Below are 25,429 nucleotides of genomic sequence, written 5' to 3' on the forward strand. Positions count from 1 at the left end.
GCGGTCACCCCACCACCCGCTCCTCCAGCCGTCCCAGCACCCGACGCCCCACACGCCCCACGGCCACGGGCAGCAGAGCGGCGCGGCCCGGGACGCGTACGCCGCCGGTGAACGCCACCAGGGTGTGATCCGGAGCGGTGGCGGACGGAGCGGCCGCCATGCCGATCAGGAGGAAGCGGCTCTGCAGCCATACCCAGCCGGGGCGGCGGATGCCGTCGAAGCGGGCCCGCAGGCCGAGGCGGCCCACGGCCACGGCCTCGATGTGGTCGCCGTCCGCACGGGTCAGGCGCAGGCCGCGCATGTCCGGGACCAGGCGGGCCAGTTCGCCGTCCAGGTCCGCGAGGAGCGGGGCGATCGTGTCGTACGGGGCGGCGATCTCGCGGGTGGTGACGCGGGCACCGCGGACGCCCGCCGCGAGGGCGTGCAGCCGGCGGACCGGGTCGAGGGCGGTTGCGGTGGGCCAGGGGACGGGGCCCGGGGCGGGGTGGTTGTCGGTCATGACGACCATGCCTTCCTGAAGGAGTCCCGGGCCCGGTGCAGCCGTGACTTCACGGTGCCCACGCGCAGACCGAGCAGTGCGGCGGCGGACTGTTCGTCGAAGCCCTCGATGTCGCGCAGGACGAGGACCGCGCGGTGTTCGGGGGAGAGCCGGGCGAGGGTGTCGTCGATGTCGGCGGCCAGCTGCGGGTCGCCGCGGCCGGGCAGCGAGGTGAGGTCGGCGGGGACGGCGCGGGCGGTGCGGCGGGCGACACGGACCGCTTCGCGGCAGGCGATCGCGCGTACCCAGCCGTACAGCGCGGCCGGTTCCTTCAGCGTCCGCAGACCGCGGAAGACGGCGACCAGGGTCTCCTGCACGGCGTCCGGTCCGTCGGCGAGCGCGATGGGCGTGCAGATGCGGCCCGCGTACGGGCTGAGGAGGTCGAGGAGTTCGTTCATGGCGATCGTGTCGCCGCGCTGGGCGGCGCGCACCAGCAGCACCGCGCGGTCGTGGTCATCGGACACGGGCGGGGGCTTCCTCCGTCGCGGTCTCGTTCTCCGTGGGGTCATTCGTCGCCGCCAGGCGGAACGCGGCCATGGACATGGCCAGGCACAGGGGTGTGTACAGCGCCGCGTTGAGCCAGTAGAACGTGTCTCCCGCCCCGTCGTCGAGACCCGCCCGTACGCCGAACGCCCAGGCGACGCACGCCAGTCCGCGGACCGCCGTACCGCAGCCGACGGCCAGTGTCGCCGCCTGCAGAAGTCGGCCGAGGCGGTGGTGGCGGCCGAGCCGGGCGCGGGCCACGACCAGTGCGGATCCGGTCAGCAGCATGGTGGCCAGGGGAAGCAGGACCGGCGGGGTGAACGGCACGTCGGCGCCGAGTACCGCGTACGAGAGCGTCGTGACGTCCTGCGCGGGCCAGGTGGAGCCGGTGGACCAGAAGAGGTGCAGCAGGGCGTCCGTGGTCAGGACCGTGGCGATGGCGGCGGCGAGCGCGGTGGGGCGGGGCGGGCGCATGACGGCTCCTCTGCGAAGGACGGGTGACGGGATGCGTCACCCCACAGAGGAGCCGGGCCGGGGATTCGTTCCCCGGTCAGTGCGATGCGTGGCGATTCATGGCGTGGAGGTCGGTGACAGCGGCACCCGGCCGTTGAACCACAGCTTGTGGACGGCCACTTCGAGCACCGCCTCGGTGTCCAGCACCCCTTCCAATGGGCGCACCTGGTTCTGCAGGAACCTCCACAGCTCGTTGTCGTCCTGGACGAGAACCTGGGCGAAGACGTCGGCTCTGCCCAGCATCGTGGAGACGTAGCTGATCTCCGGGTGACGGCAGAGTGCCGCCACCACCGCGTCGTGGTGGGCGGGGGCGACCCGGAGGAAGAGCAGCGCCAGTCGGCCGGTGCGCAGGTGGCCCGGGTCGGCGAAGGCGGCGATCTTGAGTACGCCGGTCTCCTCCAGCCGCCGGTAGCGGGCCCGCACGGTCCCCTCGGAGACATTGAGCGAGCGGGCGATTTCGCGGAAGGCGCGGCGGCCGTCCTCTTCCAGGGCCGCGATGATCGCGTGATCGAGGTCGTCCAGGTCGGTCATGGTGTCGATCCTAGGCATTCCGGCGGCGACGGTCTGCCGCGCATTGCGCAGCTGTGGGTCGACCAGCGGCAGGCAATGCGTAGAAACGGCCGATTCTCCTCTGGATTACGTGGCGCTCATCCTCTTGTGAGGGGTGGATTGCGCATCGTACGCTGACTCGCACGTGGCAACGCGTAGCTATTCCATTGAAGTGCTGCGCAATGCGTAGTTGCCCGTCGTTGTCCGTGGTGGTTGCGCAGTACGGAAGAGAGTCGTGACGATGCATCTGGCAGAGCCGGTCAAAGAGCTCTCCGAACCCGTTGATTTCGCCTGGCCCGGTGGTGCCGACGCGGCGGTGTCCCTCACCTTCGACGTCGATGCCGAGGCCGGCTGGCTCGGCGAGGGCCCCTCGTACGCCCGCCGGCTGACCACCCTCTCGGAGGGGCGGTACGGGGTGGTCAGAGGGGTGCCCAGAATTCTGCGGCTGCTCGCCGCCCACTCCGTCCGGGCCACGTTCTTCGTGCCCGGGCACACCGCCGAACTCCACCCCGACACCGTCCGCGCCATCCTCGACGGCGGGCACGAGGTCGCCCACCACGGGCATCTGCACCTGCGCAGCGACAAGGCGGGCGCGAAGGAGCAGCGCGAGGAGATCGAGCGCGGGCTCGAAGCGCTCGACCGGGTGGGAGCCCCGGTCCCGGCCGGGTACCGCTCGACCTCCTGGGAGCTGACCCCGGAAACGTTCGATCTGCTGGTGGAGCACGGGTTCGCGTACGACTCCTCCTGCATGGGCGACGACCGCCCGTACTGGGAGACCTGGCAGGGGCGTTCGCTGCTGGAGCTGCCGGTGCACTGGTCCCTGGACGACTGGCCCCGCTACGGCTGGAACATCGACACCGGCGGAAACACCGCGGCCCCCGGCGAGTTGTACAGCTCCTGGCTGACGGAGTTCGCGTCGGCGCACGCAGAGCGGCGGCACGTCACGTACACCATGCATCCGGAGGTCATCGGCCGCCCGCAGCGGTTCGCCGAACTGGAGCGGCTGGTCGAGGAGATGGGGCGTCGTGGCGGAACCTGGCAGGCGCCGCTCGCAGAGGTCGCCGCCCATGTGCGGCCGCTGCTGGAGGCGTCATGACGGGCGTCGGCGCCGGGCCGCACGGACACCACCGGTTCACCTCGACGGTCCTCGGACCGCACGCGCGGGGACGGGAGTTCGGCGCGCACTGGCGGGACCGGGTGCGGGCGACGGCCGACGCGTATCTGGCGCTCTTCGCACGCGCCGGAGTCGCGGATCCGGACGTCGCCGGTGCGCGGGCCCTGACCCGCATCCACGCCTGGGCACCCGAGCTGGCGCAGGAGATCCGGGGCATCGCCGAGGGCGCCGGACTGCCGGTGGACCGTGTGGCCGCACTCAACGCCCGCACGGAGATACTGGCGTCGGGGCGGCGCGGGCCCGGACGGGGCGAGTGCACGACCGTGGTGGCGCTGGGCGGACCCGGTCAGGAACCGGTCGCCGGGCAGAACTGGGACTGGTACGAGTCCCTCGCGGACAGCTGGGTCGAGTGGGAGATCCCGCACCCGGACGGCCGCCGCACCCGCACCCTCACCGAGTTCGGCGTGGTCGGCAAGATCGGCATCAACGACCGGGGCGTGGGCTGCCTGTTCAACATCCTGCACCACGGCAATGACGGCGCAGGGATGGGTGTTCCCGTCCATGTCGTGGCGCGGCGGCTGCTCGACGAGTCGGACACCGTCACCGACGCTCTGCGGATCGCCGGGAGCGCGGCGACCGCCGGCGCCACCGGATCCACCACCCTCACCGTGGTCGGCGGGCAAGCAGCCGGAAAGACAGCGATCTCGGCGGAGCTGCGACCCGGCGGCATCGGGCATGCACTGCCCGACCCGGACGGGCTGCTGATCCACACCAACCACTTCCTGACCCGGCCGGGCGCGGACGGCGACACCGAACCCGTCACCGACCCGGACACGCTCGTCCGGTACGAGGTGCTGCGCCGTCGGCTCCACGGCAGGGGCGCCGACCTCACCGCGGACGAGGCACTGGCCGCACTCCGTGACCACACCGGCGGGGTGTGCGTCCATCCCGCGGCGCCCGGCCCACACGAGTTCCGGACCCTGGCGACCGTCTTCCTCGACACGGGAGCCCGCGCCCTGCGGGTGCTCCCCGGGCCCCCGTGCACCCATCACGCAACGAACGACAAGGAGTGATCAGCGTGTTGCAGCTCAAGCGCATCGACAACATGGACATCCTCAGCCACGACGTGCCGCGGCTGGCGGACTTCTACCACGGGGTCCTCGGGCTTCCGTTCCACCTGCCGTACGAGCCGGAGGAGGGCTGGGCCGCCATCGACCTGGGCAACGTCACCCTCTACCTCTTCACGTCCGAGACCGGCGAGCACGCCCCCCGCCGCACCGAGGTCAACGCCGAGAACGCGCCCGGCCTCGACTCCTTCGCCTTCGAGGTCGACGACCTCGACGCGGCCGTCGCCGAACTGGACGGCAAGGTCGAGTGGGTCACCGACCAGCAGATCGTCTGGAAGCACCCGAGCGGCGTCTGGTACCGCTACCGGCCGTTCTACGACCCCGACGGCAACATGCTGTACGTCACCGAGCCGCACCCCGAGGCCGCCGCATGAGCGCCGCCGTGCACGGGGAGGTCCGCGCCCCCGGCTCCGTACACGATCTGACCGGGCGGACCGCACTGATCACCGGTGCGGCACGGGGCATGGGCCGCGCGCACGCGCTGACCCTCGCCGGCCGCGGGGCCACGGTCGCGCTCGCCGACCTGGACGCGGCGGAGCTGGCGGGGACCGCCGCCGCCGTCGAGCAGGCGGGCGGCCGGGCCTGCACCTTCACCACCGACATCACCTCCCGCGAAGGCGCCGACGCCCTGATCGAGTCCGCTGCCGCGGCGCTCGGGGGGCTGGACATCCTGGTCCACAACGCCGGCCTGATGTTCTCGATGACCGGGCTCGCCGACACCGACGACGCCGACTTCGACCGGCTCCTCGCCGTCAACATCCGCGCCCCGCTGTACCTGACCCGGGCCGCCCTGCCGTATCTGCGCCGCAGCGCCGCCGCCCGCGTCGTGTTCGTCTCCTCCCAATGGGGCCAGGTCCCCGACGGGCATTCCTACGGCTACATGGTCTCCAAGGCCGGGCAGTTGGGCCTGATGAAGACCCTCGCCAAGGAGTTCGCGGCCGAGCGGATCACCGTCAACGCGGTCACCCCGGGCGCGGTCGCCACCCGGATGGTGCCGCCGGAGAACTACGCGGACGAGGTCGCCGCCGTCCCCGTCGGCCGACTCGCCCAGCCCTACGAGATCGCCGAGACGGTCGCCTTCCTGGCCGCCGACACCGGTGCGTTCGTCACCGGCCAGACCATCCCCGTCAACGGCGGCGCCCTCCTCGTCGGCATCTGAGCCGCCCCAACCCCCATCTGCCCGGGCCGTAGTTCGTGCGGCTCCCTCGCGAATCAGGACGATCCCTCATGTCCACTCCCCTCACCACCGCTCCGCTGACCAAACGGGAGCAGGCCGAGCGCGCCATGCGCCACTCCTGGTTCCCGGTGGCCCGCTCCGTCGACCTGGCCACCCCGGAACCCGCCGTGCTGCTCGGCGAGCAGCTCGTGGTCTTCCGTGACGCCGACGGGACCGCCCGGGTCACCGCCCGCCGATGTCCGCACCGGGGCGCCGATCTGTCGCTCGGCAAGGTCACCGGCGGGTCGATCGGCTGCCCGTACCACGGATGGCGGTTCGACGGCGCCGACGGCGGCTGCACGTATGTGCCCTCGCTGCCCGACCAGTCGAAGATCCCGCCGAAGGCGGCGATCCGCAGCTACCCGGCCGTGGAGCGGTTCGGGCATGTGTGGACGGTGCTGGAGGAGCCGGTCGTCGAGCTGTACGACCCCGAGGAGTGGCACGGCCACGACCTGGTCTGGCTGGCCGCCGACCCGCTGAACTCGCCGACCGGTGTCGCGGCCGCGATCGAGAACTTCCGCGACGTCGCCCACTTTCCGTTCGTCCACCAGGTGTCGATGGGACCGACCCCGGAGGTCGTCGAACCGCTCCAGGTGCGGCGCGACGGTGTCGACGTCCACATGGAGCGCCCGCTGGACGCCGGTGACGGCGACTGGGCGAACCAGGGCGACTGCATGATGGCGTACCACTGCACGGCCCCCGGATTCGCCAGTATCAGCTACCACTACGAGCAGGCCGGGCTCCGGGTCGTCGCCGGCTTCCCGTCCCCGGTGTCGTACGAGCAGGTCAAGATCTTCTGGGCAGTCGCCAACGACCGCGACTTCAAGGGCGACTCCCTGGAGGAGTGCCTGCGGGTCGAGGAAATGGTCTACCTGGAGGACATGCCCGTCGTCGAGAACCTCTCGCCGCGCGAGGTGCCCTGGGACGCGGAGGTGCCGGAGTTCTCCGTCCCCGCCGATCTGTTCACCCTCAACTACCGTCGCGCGTTCAACGAGTTGATGAACCGCACGGCGCGGCACGTCGAGGCGGCGGGCGGCGTGGCCCCATGAGCCGCGTGTGTGACGTGGCGGCCCCGGCCGGTACCCGGCTGCTGGAGGTACGGGAGGCGGTGGCCGCCGCAGACGGGGTGTTGTCCCTGACGCTCGCCGACCCCTCCGGTGCCCCGCTTCCGTCCTGGACACCCGGCGCTCATGTGGATCTCCATGTGGAGCCGGGGACCGTCCGGCAGTACTCGCTCTGCTCGGACCCGGATGACACCGGCCACTACCGGATCGCCGTGCTGCGCGTGCCGGACGGGCGCGGGGGTTCGGCGGCGGTGCACGAGAGGATCCGGGCCGGGGCCATGGTCGCGGTCTCGGAGCCCCGCAACCACTTCGAACTGGTCGACGCCCCCGACTACCTTCTGGTGGCAGGCGGCATCGGGATCACCCCGCTGCTGGCCATGGCCCGCCGCCTCACCGCACTCGGCAAGCCCTGGCGGATGCTGTACGGCGGCCGGTCCCGCGCCACGATGGCGTTCCTGGACGAGCTCCCGCCGGACCGGGTCACCGTCGTCCCGCAGGACGAGGCGGGCCGGCCTGACCTGGCCGGATACCTGGCCACGGCGCCGGACGCGACGGTGTACGCGTGCGGCCCCGGTGGCCTGCTCGACGCCGTGCGCGCACTGCACACGGGCCCGGTCCACACCGAACGCTTCACCGCCCCGGAACCGGCCGGATCTCCGGACGGCGACCATGCCTTCGAGGTGCGGCTGGCCCGCACGGGTCTGGATCTGCACGTGCCCGCAGGCACCAGCGTCCTGGACGCGATCCGGGCCGCGGGCGGCGAGGTGCCGTCCTCCTGCGAGGCGGGCATCTGCGGCACGTGCGAGACCGCGGTGATCGACGGGGTCCCCGACCACCGCGACGCACTGCTCACGCCGGAGGAACAGGAAGCCGGCACCACGATGCTGATCTGCGTATCCCGCTGCCGCGGGGCACGGCTCGTCCTCGACCTCTGAGACGGACGGACACGCCTCCTCGCACCCTGCCGACGGTTCCGGTGTTTCACCGGAACCGTCGGCCCCCTTTCCCCTCCCCGCACTCCGTGCGCTCTCCCAAGGGGTCACCCATGTCCCACCTCGCCACAACGTCCGAGGACACCGCAGGCACCGGGCAGAAGCAGCCCGCCCTCGCCAAACGCATGCGCTGGTACGACGGTTTCGCCATGTCGCTGACGATGCCCGCCGCCCTTGTCGCCTCGCTCGGCGCGTCGATAGGCGGTCTCGGCGCCTGGGGCGCCATCGCCCTGTGGGCGGTCTCCATGGTGCTGGCCACGGCCACCAACTGGATCTACACCGAGCTCGCCGCGATGTTCCCCGAATCGTCCGGAGGCATCGCCCATTACGCCACCGAGGGCTGGAAGTCCCGTGCCCCGGTCGTCGGTCCGCTGGCCAGCGTCGGCTACTGGTTCCCGTGGACGACGTCGCTCGCCATCTACGCGGGCATCATCGGCTCGTTCGTCCAGGCCCAGTGGTTCCCCGGCCAGACCTGGACTGTTGAATTCGGGCCCGCACAGCTCAGCTTCCCCATCGTCGTCGGCCTGGCCGTCATCGTGCTGCTGTTCTGCGCCGCCATGATCGGGCTGCATGTCGCGATGTGGGTGATCTACCTGACCGGCGGCATGCTGATGGTGCCGCTCATGGTCTTCCTGGTGGTGCCGTTCTTCAGCGGCGAATGGTCCACGGCCGGACTCCACTGGGGCCTGCACGGGCTGAGCGGTGTCCGGGAGGCGCTCGTCTGGCTGTACGTCATGGCATGGACCTCGTTCGGCGTGGAGGTCTGCGCGACCTTCGCCCCCGAGTACAAGGACACCGTCCGCGACACCTCCCGGGCCCTGCGCGCCGGAGTGCTGTTCTCCCTCGGCGTGTTCATCCTGCTGCCGCTCGCACTCTCCGGATACCTGGGGGAGCAGAAGATCGGTGAGGAGCCGACGACGTTCTACGTCGGTGCATTCCGTCAACTCGTCGGCGGGGCGGGCGGTCTGATGACCGTCTTCCTCATCGCCTCACTGCTGCTCATCATGATCACCGGGCTGGCCGACGGCTCACGGGTGCTGTTCAACATGGGCAAGGAAGGCACGACGATCCGGCAGATGGGCGTCCTTGACCGGCGTGGCGTCCCGGCCCGTGCCCTGGTGGTCGCCCTCGTCATCAATGTGCTGGTGCTGGTGGTGCTGAAGACCCCGCTGGCCATCCTGGTCACCGGGAACCTCGGCTACATCCTCACGCACATCCTGGCCATCTCCGGGTTCGCGCTGCTGCGCAGGGATCGGCCGGACCTGCCCCGGCCGATCCGGCTGCACCGGCTCTTCGTCCCCCTGGCCTGGCTGCTGGCCGCATCGATGTCGGTCGTGCTGGTCGTCGGCGCGACCGGCTTCTCGGTCACCGGGTACGGCGGCTACAAAGAGCTCAGCGTCGCCCTGGCGGTGCTGACGACCGGGGTGCTGCTCTGGCTGTACCGGACCAAGGTGCAGGACCGGCACCGACAGCCGGAGCGGCGTGACGGGCAAGCCGTGCGCCAGTGACCCAGGGCTCGAATTCAGTTGAGGCCAACCTGAATTCCTCGCGGCAAAAGCTAGGAGATGTCCAGAAACACCGGGTTGGTGAGCGCCGCCAGTGCCCCCGGGAGCCTCGGCACCGTGGCCGGGTGGCGGACCTCGGCGCGGACATAGGCGGCGTACATCGGGGTCGTACGCCACTCCACCGTGCCCGAGCCCGACTCCGGCAGCGTGGAGCTGAGCAGCGTGCCCTGGTCAGTGACGAAGTGAGCGGTGCAGCCGGGCACCCCGGTGGCCTCCAGCCGTACGGTGACCGGGGTGTCCGCGTCGGCCCGCAGCCGCTCACCGATCCCCGCGTGCCTGCCGCGCCCGTCCGAAACGCCGAAGGAGAGGGTGATCGAGGACGACTCGGCGATGTACGAGTGCCCGGCCCGGATGCCCGTGAGGATCGCGTCGCGCGAGAGCTCCTCGGCGAGGACGACGGTCTGCGGCAGCCCCACCGTGTCCGGCTCGCGGTGTGCGTCGCTGTTGCCCATCGCCGGGATCCACGGCTTCGACGCGCGGGCGGCAGCGACGAGGGAGTTGTCCCACTCGGCGAGCGCGATCTCGTCCTCCGGGGTGTACGGCCCGTTCCACACCTCCACCGCGTCCGCCTCGCCGAAGCCGAACTTCCAGTGGCAGCCGATGCAGGTGGCGTGCGGATGGGCGGGGACGACCAGACCGCCCGCCCGGCGGACGGCCTTCGCGTAGTGCCCGAAGCGGTTGTCGCGGGCCCGGTAGCGCCAGTCGACGAAGGTGCCGGGTTCGGTGGAGAGCGCGATCACATGACCGTTGCGCGTGGTGATCTCCTCGCCCGTCAGGATGAGCAGATCGTCGCCCCACAGCCCCTGCCAGGCGCCGTGCGCGGTATGGGTGTTGTGCTCGCTGCTGTTGATGAAGTCGAGCCCGGCGGCGCGCGCGGCAGTGGCGATCTCGGCGGGGGTGCGCTTGCCGTCCGAGTGGACGGAGTGCAGATGGCAGTCTCCGCGGTACCAGGCGCGGCCGCGTCCCCTGGCGTGCTCGGGCGGGTACACGGGCGCCGGAGTGGTGCCGGCCTCGCCGAAACGGAGAGTGATCGTCACTTCGTACGGGAGACCCTCCGGTGCGACGGTGTACGGGCCCAGCGCGATGTGCCAGATCCCGGCCCGTACCGGACCCGCGACATAGCCGGGCGTCGCCTCGTCCGCCCGGATGAAGAAGCCGGCACGCGCCCCGCCGGACCAGCCTCGGAACCCGCGCCCGCCCGGTTCCGTGCCGCGCTCGTCGAAGATGCCGATGTCGAGGGCGTTGCCCTGGGCGCCGGCCGGGACGGGCGTCTTCACGTACGTGTACGAGACGGCGATCTCCCGTACGCCGCGAGGCACATCGACCGGCAGATAGACGACGTCGGGCGCCCCGGTCGGCAGGGTGCCGCGCACGGTCTTCGTCAGGTCGGCCCGGTCCGTGCCGCCGTCATTGCCGGGTGCGGCGTCCGCGAAGCTCACAGTGGACAACGTTAGAGGCTGTCGCGCCACCAGACGTGGCCCGACAGCCTCCGAGGGCGGTGCCGCAGCTTCCTCCGGCAGGGGAGGCGGAGGTCCTGCGCAGCCTCGACGAGCACGCACAGTATCTGTGACCGAGGCAGGGCCGGGACGGTACCGCGGGCGGGGACCGCTCGGGTGATGTCCGCTGCGCACCTCCGGGAGGACGGGCGCGCCATGTCTCTCGGGGGCCGGTGATCGGGAATGATCGACAACCCCGGCCGGGCGGGCCCGCGCCCCCTTCCGCGGGCCCGCCCCCGGTGCAACCATTCGCCCGGCATGCGCATCTTCCACTGTTGAAGATCGAATCGGCTTCGGGGAGCGGGGGACGATGAACAGGCCGTTGCGGCACATAGCCATCTTCTGCGGGCTGCTGGTGATGGCCCTGCTGCTGCGGACGAACTGGCTTCAGTATTTCCAGCGCGAGGCACTCTCCACCGACAAGCACAATCGTCGGGTGCAGATCGCCCAGTTCGCCACTCCGCGCGGCGACATCATCGTCGGCGGCAAGGCGATCACCGGCTCCAAAGCGGTCGACGGCACGGACTTCAAGTACCAGCGGACCTTCAAGCAGGGCGCGATGTACGCCCCCGTCACCGGCTACGCCTCCCAGGCACAGGGCATGTCCCTCCTGGAGAAGACGTACGACTCCGTCCTCAGCGGCCAGGACGACCGGTTCGCCTTCCGGCACGCCAAGGACATCCTCACCGGTGAGCAGCGCCGCGGCGGCGATGTGATCACCACCATCGACCCCAAGGCGCAGGAAGCCGGCTACAAGGGACTGACCGATCTCGGCGCCCGGGGCGCGGTCGTCGCGCTCGATCCGCGTACGGGCAAGGTCCTGGCGCTCGTCTCCACCCCCTCGTACGACCCGTCGGTCTTCGCCGGGAACACGTTCAAGGAGGGCGACCGGTTCCAGGCGCTCGTCAAGGACAAGAGCAAGCCGCTGGCCAACCGCCCACTGCGCGAGACCTTCCCGCCCGGCTCCACCTTCAAGATCCTCACGGCGGCCGCGGCCCTGGAGAACGGCGTGGTCACGGATGTCGACGCCGCGTCCGACGCGGTCTCCCCGTACCCCCTGCCGCTCTCCTCGAACAAGATCAGCAGCGAGGCGGGTGACGCCGTCTGCAACAAGGCATCGATGAAGACGGCCATGCAGCACTCCTGCAACAACGTCTTCCTCGACGCGGCGTCCAAGGTCGGCGCGGACAAGATGCGCGAGGCAGCGGAGAAGTTCGGTTTCAACTCCGATGTCTACTCGGACGAGTTCGGCGACATGCTCGCCACCAAGAGCCTCTACCCGACCGGCCTGGACAAGCCCGGAACCGCGCTGACCGGCATGGGTCAGGGCAGCCTGACCAGCACACCGATGCAGATGGCCATGGTGACCGCCGCTCTCGCCAACGACGGCAAGCTGATGCAGCCCTACCTCGTCGAAGAGCTGCGCGGCCCCGACGTGACGATCCTGGAGAAGCACGAGCCGAAGCTCAAGAGCCAGGCCGTGTCCGAGGAGACGGCGAAGAAGGTCCAGGAAATGATGGAGTTCACCGCGAAGGAAGGCAGCGCGCAGCGGGCCCTCATCGACGGGGTCACGGTCGGCGGCAAGACCGGCACGGCGCAGCGCGGCGTGAACGTGAACGACGAGGTGCCGTACGGCTGGTTCGTCTCCTACGGCAAGAGGGCCGACGGGCAGTCGGTGGCGGTCGCGGTCTTCATCGACCCGACGGACATGGACATCTCCCGCTCGGACATCTCCGGCGGACGCCTTGGCGCGCCGATCGCGAAGCGCGTGATGCAGGCGGTGCTGGGAGGCTAGGGCGTGTTCCGAAGGCAGCGTCGTCCGCCCGTCGGGCCGCCTTTGGGACGATCGGTCAGCCGCGGCGGCGCAGCAGAGCCGTCGTCGCCACTGAATTGTGCACCGTGAAGGCAATCGTGCCCGGCACAAAGCGGTCGTCCGACCACAGCAACGGTCTGCCCGCCTGGTCCGTGGCCCGCCGCCGCTCTCGCATCAGTGGCGCGTCGGGAGCGCAGCCGAGCAGGCGCGCATCGTCGGCGTCGGCGTGGACGAGGTCAATGGTGTGTTCCGTGTCCGCGAACACCACGCCCTCCTCCGTCAGCGACTCGGTGTGTGACATCGCGTCGTGCTCAAGGCGGGCGATCACGGCACCGATGTGCTCGGGGTAGAGGGTCCGCTCGATCATGATCGGGACACGCGACAGCGTCCGCAGCCGGAGCACCCGGTAGACCTGCGCCCCGGGCTCGAGGCCGAGTTGCTCGCACTCCGACGGGTTGGCCGGAGAGATTTCGATGTCGATCGTGCGGCCGCCCGGCTCCTCGCCGAGCGCGCGTGCCCAGCGGGTGAAGCTCAGCAGTTCGAAGAAGCTCTGGGTGCGTGCGGTGCCGAGCACGACGCGCCGCGTGCCCCGTCTGGACGTGACCAGGCCGTTGGCGCGCAGCACCGCCAGCGCCTGACGGACGGTGCCGCGTGACACGCCGTACTGCTGGGCGAGCCGTTCCTCGCTGGGCAGCCGGCCGTCCGATCCGAAGGAGCCGGCGGCTATGGCCTCACGCAAGTCGGCCGCCAACTGTCGATACCGGGCTCCGGTGGTGCCGCCCCCCGCGACCGCCATGTCGTTCTCCCTCTCTCGGCCGCCCATCGGCGCTCTGACGTGACCCTATCCGCTTGCCGAGCCCGGCCAACCGGCCGGGCGCTCTCGCTGCGTGGTCTGCGCGTGTCTTCCCGAGAGGCTCATCGGCCCGTCCCTCGGCGTTCACTCTCCATACACAGCTCCCCGACGTAATGGGCCAAGTTGTACAGCCAACTTCTGCCCTTTCGGGAGACCCCTGTGAGACTGCACCGCTTTCGCTCGGCGGGCCTTGCCTGCTCCCTCGCCGTCGCCGCGCTCGGACTCAGTGCATGCGGCGTGACCAGCGCAAATGAGGCCAACGGTGGCGGCAGCAAGGCCGCGACCGCCACCTCGGCAAAGGACTTCGGCGGCATGGACGCCCTCGTCTCCGCCGCGAAGAAGGAGGGCAAGTTGAACGCCATCGCCCTTCCCCGTGACTGGGCGAACTACGGCGAGATCATCGACACCTTCGAGAAGAAGTACGGGATCAAGGTCGAGGTCGAGAACCCCGACGCCTCCAGCCAGGACGAGATCACCGCGGCCACCTCCCGCAAGGGCCAGGACCGGTCTCCGGACGTCATCGACGTGGGCAGCGCCTTCGCCGTCAGCGCGGCCGAGCAGAACGTGCTGGCGCCGTACCGGGTCAGCGCGTTCGACCAGATCCCGAAGACACAGAAGGACGCCCAGGCCCGCTGGTACAACGACTTCGGCGGCTATGCCTCGATCGGCTGTGACGCGAACCGCGTCAAGAAGTGCCCCAAGACCTTCGCCGACCTGCTGGATCCGCAGTACAAGGGTCAGGTCGCGCTGACCGGCAACCCCACGAAGTCCGGCTCGGCCTTCGGCGCCGTGTACGCCTCGGCCCTCGCCCGCAAGGGTTCCTTCGACGACATCAAGCCCGGCCTGGACTTCTTCGCCGACCTGAAGAAGGCCGGCAACTTCAACCCGGTCGAGTCGAGCCCTGCGACCATTCAGAAGGGCGAGACGCCGATCAGCATCACCTGGGACTACCTCAACACCGGTTACGCGGACGATCTCCGCGCCAAGGGCGTCGACTGGAAGGTCAGCGTCCCGACCGACGGCGCGTACTCCGAGTACTACTCGCAGGCGATCGTGAAGTGGGCTCCGCACCCGGCCGCGGCCCGCCTGTGGCAGGAGTTCCTGTACAGCCCCGAGGGCCAGAACCTGTGGCTCAAGGGCCACGCCCGCCCGGTGCTGATGCCGGCCATGCAGCAGTCCGGAACCCTCGACACGGCCCTCGCCGCCAAACTCCCGCCGACACCTGGCAACGGCACGAACGTTTTCCCGACCGAGGGCCAGATCAGCAAGGCCAAGCAGGCCGTCGTCCAGGGCTGGGCCCAGGCAGTCGCCGGATGAGCGCCATTCAGACGGCCAGGGGCGACAGCCGGACCCGCGCCTACGGCAACAGGGCCGGACCCGGGTCGGCCTGGCGGCGCGTTCCGCGCTCGGCGGGGTGGCTCGGCGCCGCGCCGCTGCTCGTGTTCACCGCCGTGGTGTTCGGCCTGGTTCTCGGGACGATGGTCTACGGCGCTTTCACGACACCGGAGTCCGCGCCGGGAGGAGCCCGCCTCACCGGCGCGAACATGAGCTCCTCGCTGCAGGGCCCCTACCTGACCGCGTTGCTCGGCAGCGTCAAGCTCTCCGCCGTCTCCGCGCTGATCGCCACCATCGTCGGCCTGCCGATCGCCCATGTGGTCGTGACCTCGCGCTTCCGCGCACTGCGCGAGGCGGTCCTGGCCGCATCGGGCGTACTGGCGAACTTCGGCGGTGTGCCGCTCGCGTTCGCGTTCGTGGCCACGCTCGGCAACGCCGGCGTCCTGACGAGCCGGTTCAACCTGCTCAGCCACGGCTGGAGCTTGTACAGCTTCTGGGGTCTGACCCTGGTCTACCTCTACTTCCTGGTGCCGCTCATGGTGCTCACGCTCACCCCGGCTCTGGACGGGCTGCGACGGCAGTGGCGGGAAGCCGCCCGCAACAACGGCGCGAACGCCTTCCAGTACTGGACACATGTCGCGCTGCCGGTCCTCATGCCATCGCTGCTCGGCGGCTATGTGCTGCTGTTCGGAACCGCGTTCAGCGCCTACGCGACCGCCGCAGCGATGGTCGGCAGCTCGGTACCGCTGGTCACCATGCAGATCGCGGACGCGCTGTCCGGGAACGTCCTGGTCGGCCAGGGCAACATCGCGCTCGCGCTCGGTGTCGACATGGTGCTGGTCGCGGGGCTCGTCATGGCCGTTCAACTGCCGCTGCAGCGAAGGAGCGCGCGATGGCTCGCCTGATCACGCTCCGATATGGGCGCGCCGCCGTGTTGATGCTCACCGGTGCGTACTTCCTCGTCCCGCTCGCGTGCGCCGTCGCCTTCAGCATCGGGGCCGGCGTCCCGGGTCAAGGCATCGGCTTCGAGGCCTACACCGGCATCCTCACCGCCGGCGGCTTCACCGACAGTCTGGCTCTGACCCTGAAGCTGGCCGCCGCCACCATCGTGCTCGTTCTCGGTCTGCTCGTGCCCGCTCTGGTCACGGTCCGGCTGGCAGCACCACGCCTGCGCACACTCGTCGAGATCGTGTGTCTGCTGCCGCTGGTCGTACCTGCCGTGGCCCTTGTCGCCGGACTCAGCGCGGTGTTGGGCTGGGGATCGGATCATTTCGTCGGCACGCCGCTCTTCCAAGCCCTGGTCGCACTCCAGAATCCGCAATTCCCCCTCGTCCTGGTTCTCGCGTACACGCTGATGGCGCTTCCCCTGGCGTACCGCACGCTCGACACCGGGCTTGCGGCGATCGACCTGCGGGTGCTCGTCGAGGCCGCCCGGGCCTGCGGGGCGTCATGGCCGCGCACCCTTCTGCATGTCGTTCTGCCCAACCTGCGCGGAGCGCTGCTCAACACGGCGTTCCTGACCCTGGCGCTGGTGCTCGGCGAGTACACCGTCGCCGCGATCCTCGGCTACCAGCCCTTCGCCGTGTGGATCCTCGCCATCAGCGGATCGCAGGCCCAGATGTCGGTGGCCGTTTCGGTGATGGGCCTGCTCGTCACCTGGGTGCTGCTGTTGATCATCGCCACAGCCGGACGCGCCCGCCGTCCAAAGGAGACCTCATGACCGACCTGATGACCGATCCCGAAACCAACAGCCGAACGCGGACCGGCGCCACCGTCGAGTTCCGCGGGCTGCATCGTTCCTTCGGCGCCACGACGGCGCTGGACGGCCTGGACCTGACGGTCGAGCCGGGCGAGCTCGTGGCGCTGCTAGGCCCGTCCGGTTGCGGCAAGACCACCGCGCTGCGGACCCTGGCCGGATTCGAGCGGCCCGACTCGGGCACGTTGCTCGTGGACGGCGAGGACATCACGGGCGTCCCCGCGCACCGCCGCGACGCGGGCATGGTCTTCCAGTCCTACAGCCTCTTTCCCCACCTGACTGCCATGGACAATGTCGCCTTCGGGTTGCGGATGAGCGGCGTCGGCAAAGCCACGCGACGGGCCCGCGCCGCCGAACTCCTGGAGCTGGTCGGACTGCCGCAGCACGCCGGTCGGTTTCCGCATCAGCTGTCCGGAGGTCAGCAGCAACGGATCGCCCTGGCACGGGCTCTGGCGCTGCGGCCACGCGTACTGCTGCTCGACGAGCCGCTGTCGGCGCTCGACGCACAGGTGCGCCTGACGCTCCGTGAGGAGATCCGCCGCCTCCAGCAGAAACTGGGCATCACCACCCTGTTCGTGACACATGATCAGGAGGAGGCCCTCTCCATGGCCGACCGGGTCGCGGTGATGTGTGCCGGGAAACTGGAGCAGTGCGCGCCTCCGGCAGAACTGTACGAACGCCCTGCGACCGCGTTCGTCGCCGAGTTCGTGGGCGTGATGAGCCGGATCCCGGCCCGGGCCGGGGTCGACGACGGGACCGTGAACGCGCTCGGCCGCACGCTGCCCGTCCACGGGAGGCTCCCGGGCGCCGCCGAGGCCGCCGGTGGAACGGGTGAAGTGGACGTCCTGGTAAGGCCGGAGGCCATCGAGGTCACGGCGGACGGCAAGGGCACGTCCCGCATCGTGGGGGCGGCGTTCCTGGGCGCGACGACGCGGCTGACCGTGCGGCTGACCGGCGGCGGCGAGGTGATGGCCGATGTGCCGACCCACGCCATGACCACGCTCCCGGTCGGTGCGGCGGTGACGCTGACACTGCCGGACCGCCCCGTGCTCGTGGACCGCCACCGCCAAGGAAACAGCGGCCGCGACGGGAGCTGACGGTCCCGCCGGCGCCCAGCCGGACGACGCCGTCAATTCGGACCAACCCACCTGACACCCAAGGGCTGTCCGCGCCTCTGCCCGTTCGCCACACACCGGAGAAACTCACCTTGAACCATCGCATCGCAGCGCCCAGTCTTCCCGCTGCCGTCCTGTTCGACATGGACGGCACACTCGTCGACACCGAACGGCTGTGGTGGGCCGCGGCGGAACAGGTCGCCGACAGGATCGGGCGGCCACTGACCGACGCGGACATGCCTCATGTGCTGGGCCGCCCCGCCGCACACACCGCCGCCCACCTGCACCACACCGGCGGCCCGGCAACCCCCGACCTCGCCACGCTCGCCACCGAGCTGGATGCCGCCTTCGCCGCCCGTGTCGCCCGCGAGATCGTCCCGCGCCCGGGCGTACTGCGCCTGCTGGACCAACTCGCCGCGGCAGGCGTGCCCGCGGCGATCGTCTCCGCTTCGCCGCGCCATGTCGTCGACCTGGTACACAAGGCGCTGGGCGAGGACCGGTTCGCTCTGACCCTCGCAGTCGAGGACACCGCCCGCACGAAGCCCGCGCCCGACCCCTACCTCGCCGCGGCCGCCGCCCTGGGGGTCGAACCGCACGCGTGCGTGGTCGTCGAGGACACGCCCACGGGGGTCGCCGCGGCCGAGGCCGCCGGGTGCACGGTGCTGGCCGTGCCCTCCACCGTACCGATCCAGCCCGCGGCCAACCGGACCGTCCTCGACTCCCTGGAGCGCGCTGACCTGCCCCTGCTCGCCTCCCTCCTCACGTCAGCGGTAGGGAACTGACACCCCGGACGACATCCGGATCCTGGTGAACTCCCTGAGCGGATCGAACGCTTCGATGTCGCCGTAGACCTGCTCGATCCGTTCGCCGTCGGGGCGTAGCCGACGAAGTCCACGCGGAAGATGTGCGACCAGGCCCTCTGCTCGCGATGCGAGTTGACGGGTGCTCAGGGATGTTGACCACGGGTGCAGTTGCCCTTATCGTTCTTCGATAACATCGATATTCGATATGAGGGGCGGTTGCTGGTGTCTGCTGAGGTAAAGAGCTCCCATTCGCATGACGACCGTGCCGAGGCCAGGCTGCTGGAGCCGATCGCCACTGTGGTCCGGGGCGTCTATCGACTGCTTCTCGTGGGCCTCGTCGTCGGCGCTGTGGGACCCCTGGTCGGCACCAGGCTGGGCCTGCCGTGGGGCGGTCCGTACGTGTGTGCCGAGTCCCGCTCGGACTTCAGCGCGGACGGGTTCACCGGCATGTTCCGGCCCCTTGCGGGAGTCGAGGTCATGGCCCGCCCGTCGTACTGCACCGATCACGTCGACAGTGCCCAGCGGCTGTTCGACTTCCTCGGCGGCTTCCCTTCGGTGCTGCTGGTCCTGGGCATCCTGTTCCTGCTCAACCGCTTGATACAGGACGCGTCCCGCGAGGGAGTCTTCACCGCACGGACCGTGAAACACCTGCGGGTTGCAGGCTGGTGGCTGCTGCTCGGCTGCCTGGTCGCAGAAGTGGTGGAAGCCGGTGCGCGCGCGGCTCTCCTGGCGACCCTGGCCCAGGACCACACCTTCAATGCGGAAAGCTGGCTGGGAACCTTGCAGACACCCTACTCACTCGTCTTCACCGCTCTGGGCATCCTCACGCTCGCCCGCATCATGCGCGCCGGGGTGGCCATGCGGGAGGATCTGGAAGGGACGGTGTGATGGCGCCGGACGACAACGACAGCCATGCGATCGAAGTCCATCTCGACCGCATGCTCAGCGAGCGCGGCATGACCCTCGCGGAGCTCGCCTCCCGGGTCGGCGTGACCAATGTGAACCTGTCCATCCTGAAGAACGGCCGGGCCCGCGCGATCCGCTTCACCACGCTGACCCGCATCTGCGAGGTCCTCGACTGCCAGCCGGGCGACCTGCTCACGCACCGGAGCACCGAAGGCGAGCGCGGGCGCCCACCGACCGCCCTCTGAGGCGGGCCGACGCCGTGGCGGATGTCCCACCAGCCACATGGCTGCCCGCTACTTCACATCGCTCGGTCGCTGACCCGTGCGATCACCTACCCCTTGGAATCGATCATCTGGGCGGGTGGGGGGCGTCGGTCCGGCAGCCCCGGCAGCGGCCGGGGACAGGCGAGCGGAAGGCGCGCTCGCAGCCGTCGCAGGTCTGGAAGGTCGTCACCTCTCGGCGTATCGGGGCGAGGGGGAGCGGCGGGGGGAGGAGCGCGGCGAGGCGGTGACTGAGCAGCTTCGCGGGATGCTTGAGGGGCACGGGGAAATCGGCGGTCAGAGCGCGCCTGATGGTCTCGGGGGTGACTTGGCGTTCGAGCCAAGCGGCGACGGCCGGGCCGAGGTGGTCGACGTCCCGTTCGGAGAGAACCAGTTGCGGGGTGTCCCGACGCAGGTCGGCGAGGAGATCGGCGGCGGTGCGGAGCAGCTCGGTGCCGGTGGCGTGGGGTGCGGGGAACGGCGAGGGCGGCGCTGCGGGCCGGTTGGGGGCCAGGGGGGCAGGCAGTTGCGATACGGGTGCGGGCGACGCGACCGGTTTGAGCGCCGTACACGGCTCGGGCGCGGGAGAAGGGCGTCCGGGGCGTGGCCTCGGTCGGGGCTGTGGCTCGGGTGCCGGGGGTGCGTGCGGAGTGGCGCCCGGCTGGTTGTACGAGCAGGTGCGGGTGACGACGCGGCCGTCGGGGAGGCGTTCCCGAGTGCGCCGGAGGTAGCCGTGGGCTTCCAGCTCGCGCAGGGCGGCGGCGATGCGGGCCTCGCTGTCCGGGAAGCGTTCGGCGAGGACCTTGATGCCGACCTTCGCTCCGGCGGGCAGCGACTGGATGTGCAGGCCGAGCCCGATCGCGAGGAGCGAGAGCTCGCGGTGCTGGGCGAGGTGGTTACCGACGACGGTGAAGCGGCTGGTGTGCCGGGAGTTGATGTGCACGACACCGGACGACGGCGCGGCGCTCCCGGGTACGCGGGACGGGGCGTGCGAGGGCACGCTAATCTGCTGGGTATCCATCGGGAAGCGGTTCTCTTCCTCGGTGGTCAGGCCCTCGATCGGGATTGCAGTCCCGGCCGGGGGCCGACGCATGTCTGTGGTTGTCGCGGCGAGCATATGCCAGCCAACCGGTGGGAACTCCAGCTCAGTTGGCAAACCTCACCCGTGCGAGTGACGGGCCTCTGGTTGAGGCGGGGGGACGGGTTTGGTTGGGAAGGTCCTTCTTCCCCATGCCTTTAAAGCCTTTACGTCGGGAGCCACCGCGACGCGGCCGACCGGGTCGTGGCGCACCGGGTCGCGGCTGGGAGCCTTCACTGGCTATTCGACCCACCAAAGGGCGTTTCGGCTGCTCCGAGAAGCCCACCTCAAAGCGCTCCAGGCGCAGGGCAGCACCAGCGAGGGGCAGGCCCTGCTCAAATGGTCCTTCGAGTGGAAGCGGCTCCTCTGCGCGCTTGCGGTTGCCTACGGTCCGCTCGCAGCCATCTTCGTTCTTGTGAAGTGAGCGGGAGCGACGGTGGTCCAGAACCTGGTGTCCTTGCCGAATCGGCTAGGACAACGTGGATGCTTCATCGACCCGACGGACAGGGACATCTCCCGCTCGGACATCTCCGGCGGACGCCTCGGCGGGCCGATCGCGAAGCGCGTGATGCAGACGGTGCTGGGAGACTAGGGCCGCCTCCACCCTCCGACGGGGCCGTCGTGCTCCGCCCAAGGATTTCCGGGGAGCCTCGCGGAGTGGGCCCACCGGCACCCCGCGGGAATGGGTATCTGTCCGGTGGTGTATCTGTGCGATCATCGCATGCATTCTTTACACACCGCACACATGTGGTGTGCGCCTGGGACCGCAGCGCGCTCGCGCGTCGTCCGTGAAGTCCCGGCGCGCACCCGTTACTTCACCGGTCCGGGGGGAACGGAATGTCCAACCATCCACGTACGGCCGCGAGATCCGCGGCGTACACCGCCCTGCTGCTCACTTTGTCGGTCCTGGTCTCGTTGCTGATCCCCGCGACCGCCGCCCAGGCGTACGCCGGTGCGGCGGCCCCCGCGGCGACGGCAGCCGCATCGGGCGAGGAGGACTGTTCCGTTCTGCCGCTCTCCGGCTTCGGTGAGGCCGCCCCGGCGGAAGGCACCGTGACCATCCCTGCGGACGGGACGGTCTGCCTTGCCTTCACGGCCGAGGCGCCCGGCCTGCACAAGGTCGTCGTCAGCGACAGCGCGGCGAACACGTACGCCCATGTCTACGACGGCGATACGGAGATCGACTGCTACGACCCCGAGTGGGGCGCCGGCTGGTGCCGGCTGCCCCGCGCGGGCGACTTCACGCTCCGGCTGACGAACAACTGGTCCGAACCGGGCAAGCCCACCGTCGCCGTCGTGCCCCTCGGCACCACCAAGGGCTGCGCCCCGGAGATCGGCACCGCCTGGGACACCGCACCCGTCGTCGGCTCGGCGGCCGGGGCGAACGCGATCCAGTGCCAGCCGTTCGCGGGCAAACCGGGTGAGCGGATCACCAACAAGGTCAAGACGACCGTGTACGGCGAGAGCCTGTCCTGGATCACCGACGAGTCGGGTGCCCGGATCTGCCCGCACTTCAACGAGGACGACAGCGAGGGCTGCGTACTGCCCGGTGACGGCCCGTACCGGGTCCTCTCCCAGGTCAGCTACGCGGAGCGGGGCTACCCGGCCGAGTACACCCTCACCGTCCGCCGCATCTCCGACCCGGCCGGCTGCACCCACGTCCCCCTGAGCGCCTACAACTCCGCACCCACGACCGCGGCCCCGGCCAGCGGCTGCAAGACGTTCACCGCCCCGGCCGCCGGACGCTACAACGTGTACTCCGTCCGCGACGGCGCCCGTTCGGTGCTCGCCGTGTACGACCGGGACGGCAAGACCGTCTGCACCACCTGGAACGGCTGCAGCCTTCCCGCCGCCGGTGACTACATCGTCTTCACCGACGACCCGACCCTCATCTTCGACGGCTCCGCCACCACCGGCTGCGAGCCCGTCGAACTCGGTCTGTACCGCGGCACGTTCACTTCGGCCGGTGAGATCGACTGTCTGGCCCTGCCGCTCCCCGCGGACGCCCGCCTGGCCGTGCTGAAGTCCCTCAACGGGACCGGGCCGCGCCCCGAAGTGATCGTCGTCGACGCCGACGGCGTCCAGCGCTGCGACTGGAGCGACCTCTCGGCAGGTACGTGCGCGCTCACCGGCAAGGCCCCGTTCCGTGCTCTGGTCTCCACCGATGACTCGTCGGAGCCGACCGGTTCGTACGCCCTCGCCCTGCACCGCACCGACGCGGCGAGCAACTGTCCCGCCATTCCGGCGGGGGACTTCACCGCGACGAGTCCGGCGGCCCGGCTCTCCACCGGTGACGGTGTCTTTTCGCACTGCCTGAGCATTCCGGCCGACGACCACAGCGCCCGGGAGAACCTCCAGCTCCAGGCGGCCCCCGGCACCACGGCCACTGCCGCCTTCACCGTCCTGGACCCCCACGGCAAGCAGGTCTGCTCGATCTACTCGTCCCTTTCCACCTGGACGACCTGCGAACTGGCGCCCGGCGTGGCCCACACCGTGCTCGTGACCGGCCGTGATACCGCCGGCGACTACACCCTGACCCGCCGCGACGTCACCGCGACCGCGAAGGGCTGTGACCCGAACCCGGCGACGAAGGTCGGTGGTCCGTCCACCGGCGGTGCGATGGGCGCCCCCGGCGAGCTGCGCTGCCGCCAGGTGACCACCGCCGACGCCAAGGACAGCCTGCACATCAATGTCCGTGATTCGCTCGGCACCGCGAATGTGGTGGTGTACGACGCCGGCGGCACCGCCCTGTGCAACAAGAACCAGGCGTGCGCCGTCACCGGCTCCACCCACTACCAGGTCCTGGTCACCGTCCGGTCGGGGCTGAAGGCCGCCGACTCCTACCGCTTCGACGCCCTGCGCATCGCCGGCGCGGAGGGTCCGGCCGCCGAGTGCGAGAAGGTCCCCAGCATCGCCTACGGATACGGACCGGTCACCGGCACCCTCGACGAGCAGCACACCGCCGTCTGCGCCGCACTGCCCACCGCGTACCGCGACCGCTTCGACATGAAGATCAGCGACACGACAGGCGCCACCGAGACGGCGGTGCCCGCGCTGTACGACTCGAGCCTCGACAACGGCTGCATGCGCTTCATCCCCACCGGCTACGAATGCGCCGTGAACGAGCCGTACACCAAGGAGACCACCCCGAGCATCCTCGTCCTCTCGCTGCCGGAGACGGCATCCAAGACCTCGTACGAGGCCCAGGCGGTCTGCACGTCCGTCCTCTGCGGTACCGAGCAGGTGACCATCGGGCAGATCACCCCGGCCACCGGGATCACCGGCACCAAGGTGACGGTCCAACTGACCGGCACGTCCCTGCACAAGGACGACGAGGTCGTGCTGTCGCTCGACGGCAAGCAGATCACTTCGACCACCACCGCGGTTTCGGCGGACCGGCGGACCTTGACAGCCGTCCTCGACCTGACCGGGGCCGCCGTCGGCACCTGGAACGTCCGCGTCGACACCCACAACGGGTGGGGGTACCAGCGCGGCAGTTTCGTCGTCACCGGGGCCCCGCTCAAGAACAGCACACCCCCAGCCATCACCGGCATCGCGAAGGTGGGTGAGCGGCTCACCGCCTCCACCGGCACCTGGACCCCCGCCCCGGCCTCGTACACCTACCAGTGGAACGCCGACGGCGAGGCGGTGTCCGGCGCGACCGCGTCCACGTACACCGTGCCCGCGACCCTGCTGGGCAAGAAGCTCACTGTGACCGTGACGGCCCACCGCACTGGTACCCCGGACGTCCAGGCCACCTCGGCGGCGGTCACGGCCGCCCAGGGGGCGGCGCCCAAGGCGACGACCGCCCCGAAGATCACGGGCACCGCGAAGGTGGGCGCCAAGCTGACCGCCGCGCCGGGCAGTTGGTCACCGTCCGCCACCTCCTACGCCTACCAGTGGAAGGCGGACGGCAAGGCGATCAAGGGTGCGACCGCGTCCACGTACACCGTGCCCGCGACGCTGCTCGGCAAGAAGGTCACGGTCACCGTCACGGCTCGCCGCACCGGCCACGCCGACGGCTCCGCGACGACCGCCTCGGTGAAGATCGCCGTAGGCAGCGCACCGAAGGCCACCAAGGCGCCCACGATCTCCGGCACCGCGAAGGTCGGCCGCACCCTCAAGGCCGCCCACGGCACCTGGACGCCCGCCCCCACCTCGTACGCCTACCAGTGGTACGCGAACGGCAAGGCGATCACGGGAGCCACCAAGTCCTCGTTGACGCTCAAGTCCGCCCAGCGCGGCAAGAAGATCACCGTGAAGGTCACCGCCCGCCGCACGGGTCACGCCAGCGGCTCGGCCACCAGCAAGCCGACGAAGGCGGTCGCCCGCTGACATCGGCGGTGCGATCGGAAGGGCCGGGCGCCTCACCTGTGGAGGTGCGCCTGGCCCTTTTGCGTACGGGTATGGTCCGCCTGCTGCTCCGCGATTGCCTCATGCAGGCGTGACGCTCAGATTTCGGACAGGAGCGTCGGCAGTCTGCGCATGTCGTCGAAGACCAGGCCCCGGCCGCTTGGCGGTCGGGTGCCGGCGCAACGGGCCGGGCGGCAAGCGGGTGCCGCCGGACCCGGTCACGACGCCGGGGAGCACGTCAGGAGGCGAGAGTCTCCGCATGCGCCTTGATGCCCTTGAGGTAATCGGACTCGGGATAACTGCTCGCGGCGTGTTCGTACGCCGGATTGCCGTCGCTCCACTGGTCGTCGGTCAGTTCGAGTTCCGTCGAGTCCCCACGGGGTTTCAGCCGGTGGGCCATCCGGCAACTGGTCACGGCATGCTTCTCGTTGTGCGCCGCTCCCAGATGCTGGATATACGTTCGCCCGCATCATGCGCGCCGGGGTGGCCATGCGGGAGGA

General features: G+C 70.3%; 24 protein-coding genes. 16 read left to right on the forward strand and 8 right to left on the reverse strand.

Annotated elements, in window-relative coordinates:
* Window positions 1–4: 4 nt before the first annotated feature.
* The 4 genes from ACNPQM_RS02345 to ACNPQM_RS02360 form a co-directional block, all read right to left on the reverse strand.
* Window positions 5–499, reverse strand: coding sequence for a hypothetical protein (locus ACNPQM_RS02345; protein ID WP_418082661.1), 495 nt, complete (start codon window positions 497–499; stop codon window positions 5–7).
* Window positions 496–1,002 carry an RNA polymerase sigma factor gene (locus tag ACNPQM_RS02350; RefSeq protein WP_358858341.1) on the reverse strand — a complete coding sequence of 169 codons (507 nt, stop codon included), beginning with the start codon at window positions 1,000–1,002 and terminating at the stop codon, window positions 496–498. The genes ACNPQM_RS02345 and ACNPQM_RS02350 overlap by 4 nt, the downstream gene beginning before the upstream one ends.
* Window positions 992–1,495 carry a DUF3995 domain-containing protein gene (locus tag ACNPQM_RS02355; RefSeq protein WP_418082662.1) on the reverse strand — a complete coding sequence of 168 codons (504 nt, stop codon included), beginning with the start codon at window positions 1,493–1,495 and terminating at the stop codon, window positions 992–994. Before ACNPQM_RS02355 ends, ACNPQM_RS02350 begins: the two co-directional genes overlap by 11 nt.
* A 96-nt stretch (window positions 1,496–1,591) precedes the next feature.
* Window positions 1,592–2,065, reverse strand: a complete 474-nt coding sequence (locus ACNPQM_RS02360) for an Lrp/AsnC family transcriptional regulator (RefSeq protein WP_358858339.1) — start codon at window positions 2,063–2,065, stop codon at window positions 1,592–1,594.
* 259 nt (window positions 2,066–2,324) lie between these two features.
* Here ACNPQM_RS02360 and ACNPQM_RS02365 point away from each other — a divergent pair, with 259 nt between their 5' ends.
* The 7 genes from ACNPQM_RS02365 (at window position 2,325) to ACNPQM_RS02395 (ending at window position 9,104) form a co-directional block, all read left to right on the forward strand.
* Window positions 2,325–3,179: a polysaccharide deacetylase family protein gene (locus tag ACNPQM_RS02365; RefSeq protein WP_418082828.1), complete on the forward strand. Its 855-nt coding sequence runs from the start codon at window positions 2,325–2,327 to the stop codon at window positions 3,177–3,179.
* Window positions 3,176–4,270, forward strand: coding sequence for a C45 family autoproteolytic acyltransferase/hydolase (locus ACNPQM_RS02370; protein WP_418082663.1), 1,095 nt, complete (start codon window positions 3,176–3,178; stop codon window positions 4,268–4,270). Before ACNPQM_RS02365 ends, ACNPQM_RS02370 begins: the two co-directional genes overlap by 4 nt.
* Window positions 4,271–4,275: 5 nt before the next feature.
* Entirely contained in the window at window positions 4,276–4,698 is a 423-nt protein-coding gene (locus ACNPQM_RS02375; RefSeq protein WP_345517608.1) for a VOC family protein, read from the forward strand.
* Window positions 4,695–5,483, forward strand: a complete 789-nt coding sequence (locus ACNPQM_RS02380) for an SDR family NAD(P)-dependent oxidoreductase (protein WP_418082664.1) — start codon at window positions 4,695–4,697, stop codon at window positions 5,481–5,483. Before ACNPQM_RS02375 ends, ACNPQM_RS02380 begins: the two co-directional genes overlap by 4 nt.
* A gap of 68 nt (window positions 5,484–5,551) precedes the next feature.
* A complete protein-coding gene (locus ACNPQM_RS02385) occupies window positions 5,552–6,589 on the forward strand; it encodes an aromatic ring-hydroxylating dioxygenase subunit alpha (protein WP_358858335.1) in 1,038 nt (345 codons plus the stop codon).
* Window positions 6,586–7,539, forward strand: a complete 954-nt coding sequence (locus tag ACNPQM_RS02390; protein WP_418082665.1) for a PDR/VanB family oxidoreductase — start codon at window positions 6,586–6,588, stop codon at window positions 7,537–7,539. Before ACNPQM_RS02385 ends, ACNPQM_RS02390 begins: the two co-directional genes overlap by 4 nt.
* Before the next feature lie 110 nt (window positions 7,540–7,649).
* Window positions 7,650–9,104 (forward strand): APC family permease, encoded by a 1,455-nt coding sequence (locus ACNPQM_RS02395; RefSeq protein ID WP_418082666.1) that lies wholly within the window; start codon window positions 7,650–7,652, stop codon window positions 9,102–9,104.
* Between the two features lie 50 nt (window positions 9,105–9,154).
* Here the strand turns inward: ACNPQM_RS02395 and ACNPQM_RS02400 are convergent, their stop codons facing one another.
* A complete protein-coding gene (locus ACNPQM_RS02400; protein ID WP_418082829.1) occupies window positions 9,155–10,633 on the reverse strand; it encodes a CehA/McbA family metallohydrolase in 1,479 nt (492 codons plus the stop codon).
* Between the two features lie 334 nt (window positions 10,634–10,967).
* On the opposite strand from ACNPQM_RS02400, the gene ACNPQM_RS02405 reads away from it, so the two are divergent.
* Complete coding sequence (locus tag ACNPQM_RS02405) at window positions 10,968–12,452, forward strand: peptidoglycan D,D-transpeptidase FtsI family protein (RefSeq protein ID WP_418082667.1); 1,485 nt, start codon at window positions 10,968–10,970, stop codon at window positions 12,450–12,452.
* Between the two features lie 55 nt (window positions 12,453–12,507).
* On the opposite strand, the gene ACNPQM_RS02410 is transcribed toward ACNPQM_RS02405, so the two are convergent.
* On the reverse strand, window positions 12,508–13,266 hold the full coding sequence (locus tag ACNPQM_RS02410) for a GntR family transcriptional regulator (protein WP_358858331.1): 759 nt from the start codon (window positions 13,264–13,266) through the stop codon (window positions 12,508–12,510).
* A gap of 216 nt (window positions 13,267–13,482) precedes the next feature.
* Between ACNPQM_RS02410 and ACNPQM_RS02415 the strand changes: the two genes are divergently transcribed.
* The 7 genes from ACNPQM_RS02415 to ACNPQM_RS02445 all read left to right on the forward strand — a co-directional run bounded on the left by ACNPQM_RS02415 (window position 13,483) and on the right by ACNPQM_RS02445 (window position 19,483).
* Window positions 13,483–14,640 carry an ABC transporter substrate-binding protein gene (locus ACNPQM_RS02415; RefSeq protein WP_418082668.1) on the forward strand — a complete coding sequence of 386 codons (1,158 nt, stop codon included), beginning with the start codon at window positions 13,483–13,485 and terminating at the stop codon, window positions 14,638–14,640.
* Window positions 14,637–15,563 (forward strand): ABC transporter permease, encoded by a 927-nt coding sequence (locus ACNPQM_RS02420; protein ID WP_418082669.1) that lies wholly within the window; start codon window positions 14,637–14,639, stop codon window positions 15,561–15,563. The genes ACNPQM_RS02415 and ACNPQM_RS02420 overlap by 4 nt, the downstream gene beginning before the upstream one ends.
* Window positions 15,551–16,378 (forward strand): ABC transporter permease, encoded by an 828-nt coding sequence (locus ACNPQM_RS02425; protein WP_358858329.1) that lies wholly within the window; start codon window positions 15,551–15,553, stop codon window positions 16,376–16,378. Before ACNPQM_RS02420 ends, ACNPQM_RS02425 begins: the two co-directional genes overlap by 13 nt.
* On the forward strand, window positions 16,375–17,511 hold the full coding sequence (locus ACNPQM_RS02430) for an ABC transporter ATP-binding protein (protein ID WP_418082670.1): 1,137 nt from the start codon (window positions 16,375–16,377) through the stop codon (window positions 17,509–17,511). Before ACNPQM_RS02425 ends, ACNPQM_RS02430 begins: the two co-directional genes overlap by 4 nt.
* Before the next feature lie 110 nt (window positions 17,512–17,621).
* Window positions 17,622–18,311 carry an HAD family hydrolase gene (locus ACNPQM_RS02435; protein ID WP_418082671.1) on the forward strand — a complete coding sequence of 230 codons (690 nt, stop codon included), beginning with the start codon at window positions 17,622–17,624 and terminating at the stop codon, window positions 18,309–18,311.
* 243 nt (window positions 18,312–18,554) lie between these two features.
* A complete protein-coding gene (locus ACNPQM_RS02440; RefSeq protein WP_418082672.1) occupies window positions 18,555–19,220 on the forward strand; it encodes a DUF2975 domain-containing protein in 666 nt (221 codons plus the stop codon).
* Complete coding sequence (locus ACNPQM_RS02445; protein ID WP_418082673.1) at window positions 19,220–19,483, forward strand: helix-turn-helix domain-containing protein; 264 nt, start codon at window positions 19,220–19,222, stop codon at window positions 19,481–19,483. Before ACNPQM_RS02440 ends, ACNPQM_RS02445 begins: the two co-directional genes overlap by 1 nt.
* A gap of 103 nt (window positions 19,484–19,586) precedes the next feature.
* On the opposite strand, the gene ACNPQM_RS02450 is transcribed toward ACNPQM_RS02445, so the two are convergent.
* The gene (locus ACNPQM_RS02450; RefSeq protein WP_418082830.1) at window positions 19,587–20,519 is read right to left on the reverse strand and encodes a helix-turn-helix domain-containing protein; all 933 of its coding nucleotides are present in this window, start codon (window positions 20,517–20,519) and stop codon (window positions 19,587–19,589) included.
* 894 nt (window positions 20,520–21,413) lie between these two features.
* Between ACNPQM_RS02450 and ACNPQM_RS02455 the strand changes: the two genes are divergently transcribed.
* The gene (locus tag ACNPQM_RS02455) at window positions 21,414–24,911 is read left to right on the forward strand and encodes a hypothetical protein (RefSeq protein ID WP_418082674.1); all 3,498 of its coding nucleotides are present in this window, start codon (window positions 21,414–21,416) and stop codon (window positions 24,909–24,911) included.
* 256 nt (window positions 24,912–25,167) lie between these two features.
* On the opposite strand, the gene ACNPQM_RS02460 is transcribed toward ACNPQM_RS02455, so the two are convergent.
* The gene (locus ACNPQM_RS02460; RefSeq protein ID WP_418082675.1) at window positions 25,168–25,344 is read right to left on the reverse strand and encodes a hypothetical protein; all 177 of its coding nucleotides are present in this window, start codon (window positions 25,342–25,344) and stop codon (window positions 25,168–25,170) included.
* Between the last annotated feature and the right edge of the window lie 85 nt (window positions 25,345–25,429).

Source organism: Streptomyces sp. NPDC056231 (genome assembly GCF_048270745.1).
In the GTDB taxonomy this organism is placed as follows: Bacteria; Actinomycetota; Actinomycetes; order Streptomycetales; family Streptomycetaceae; genus Streptomyces.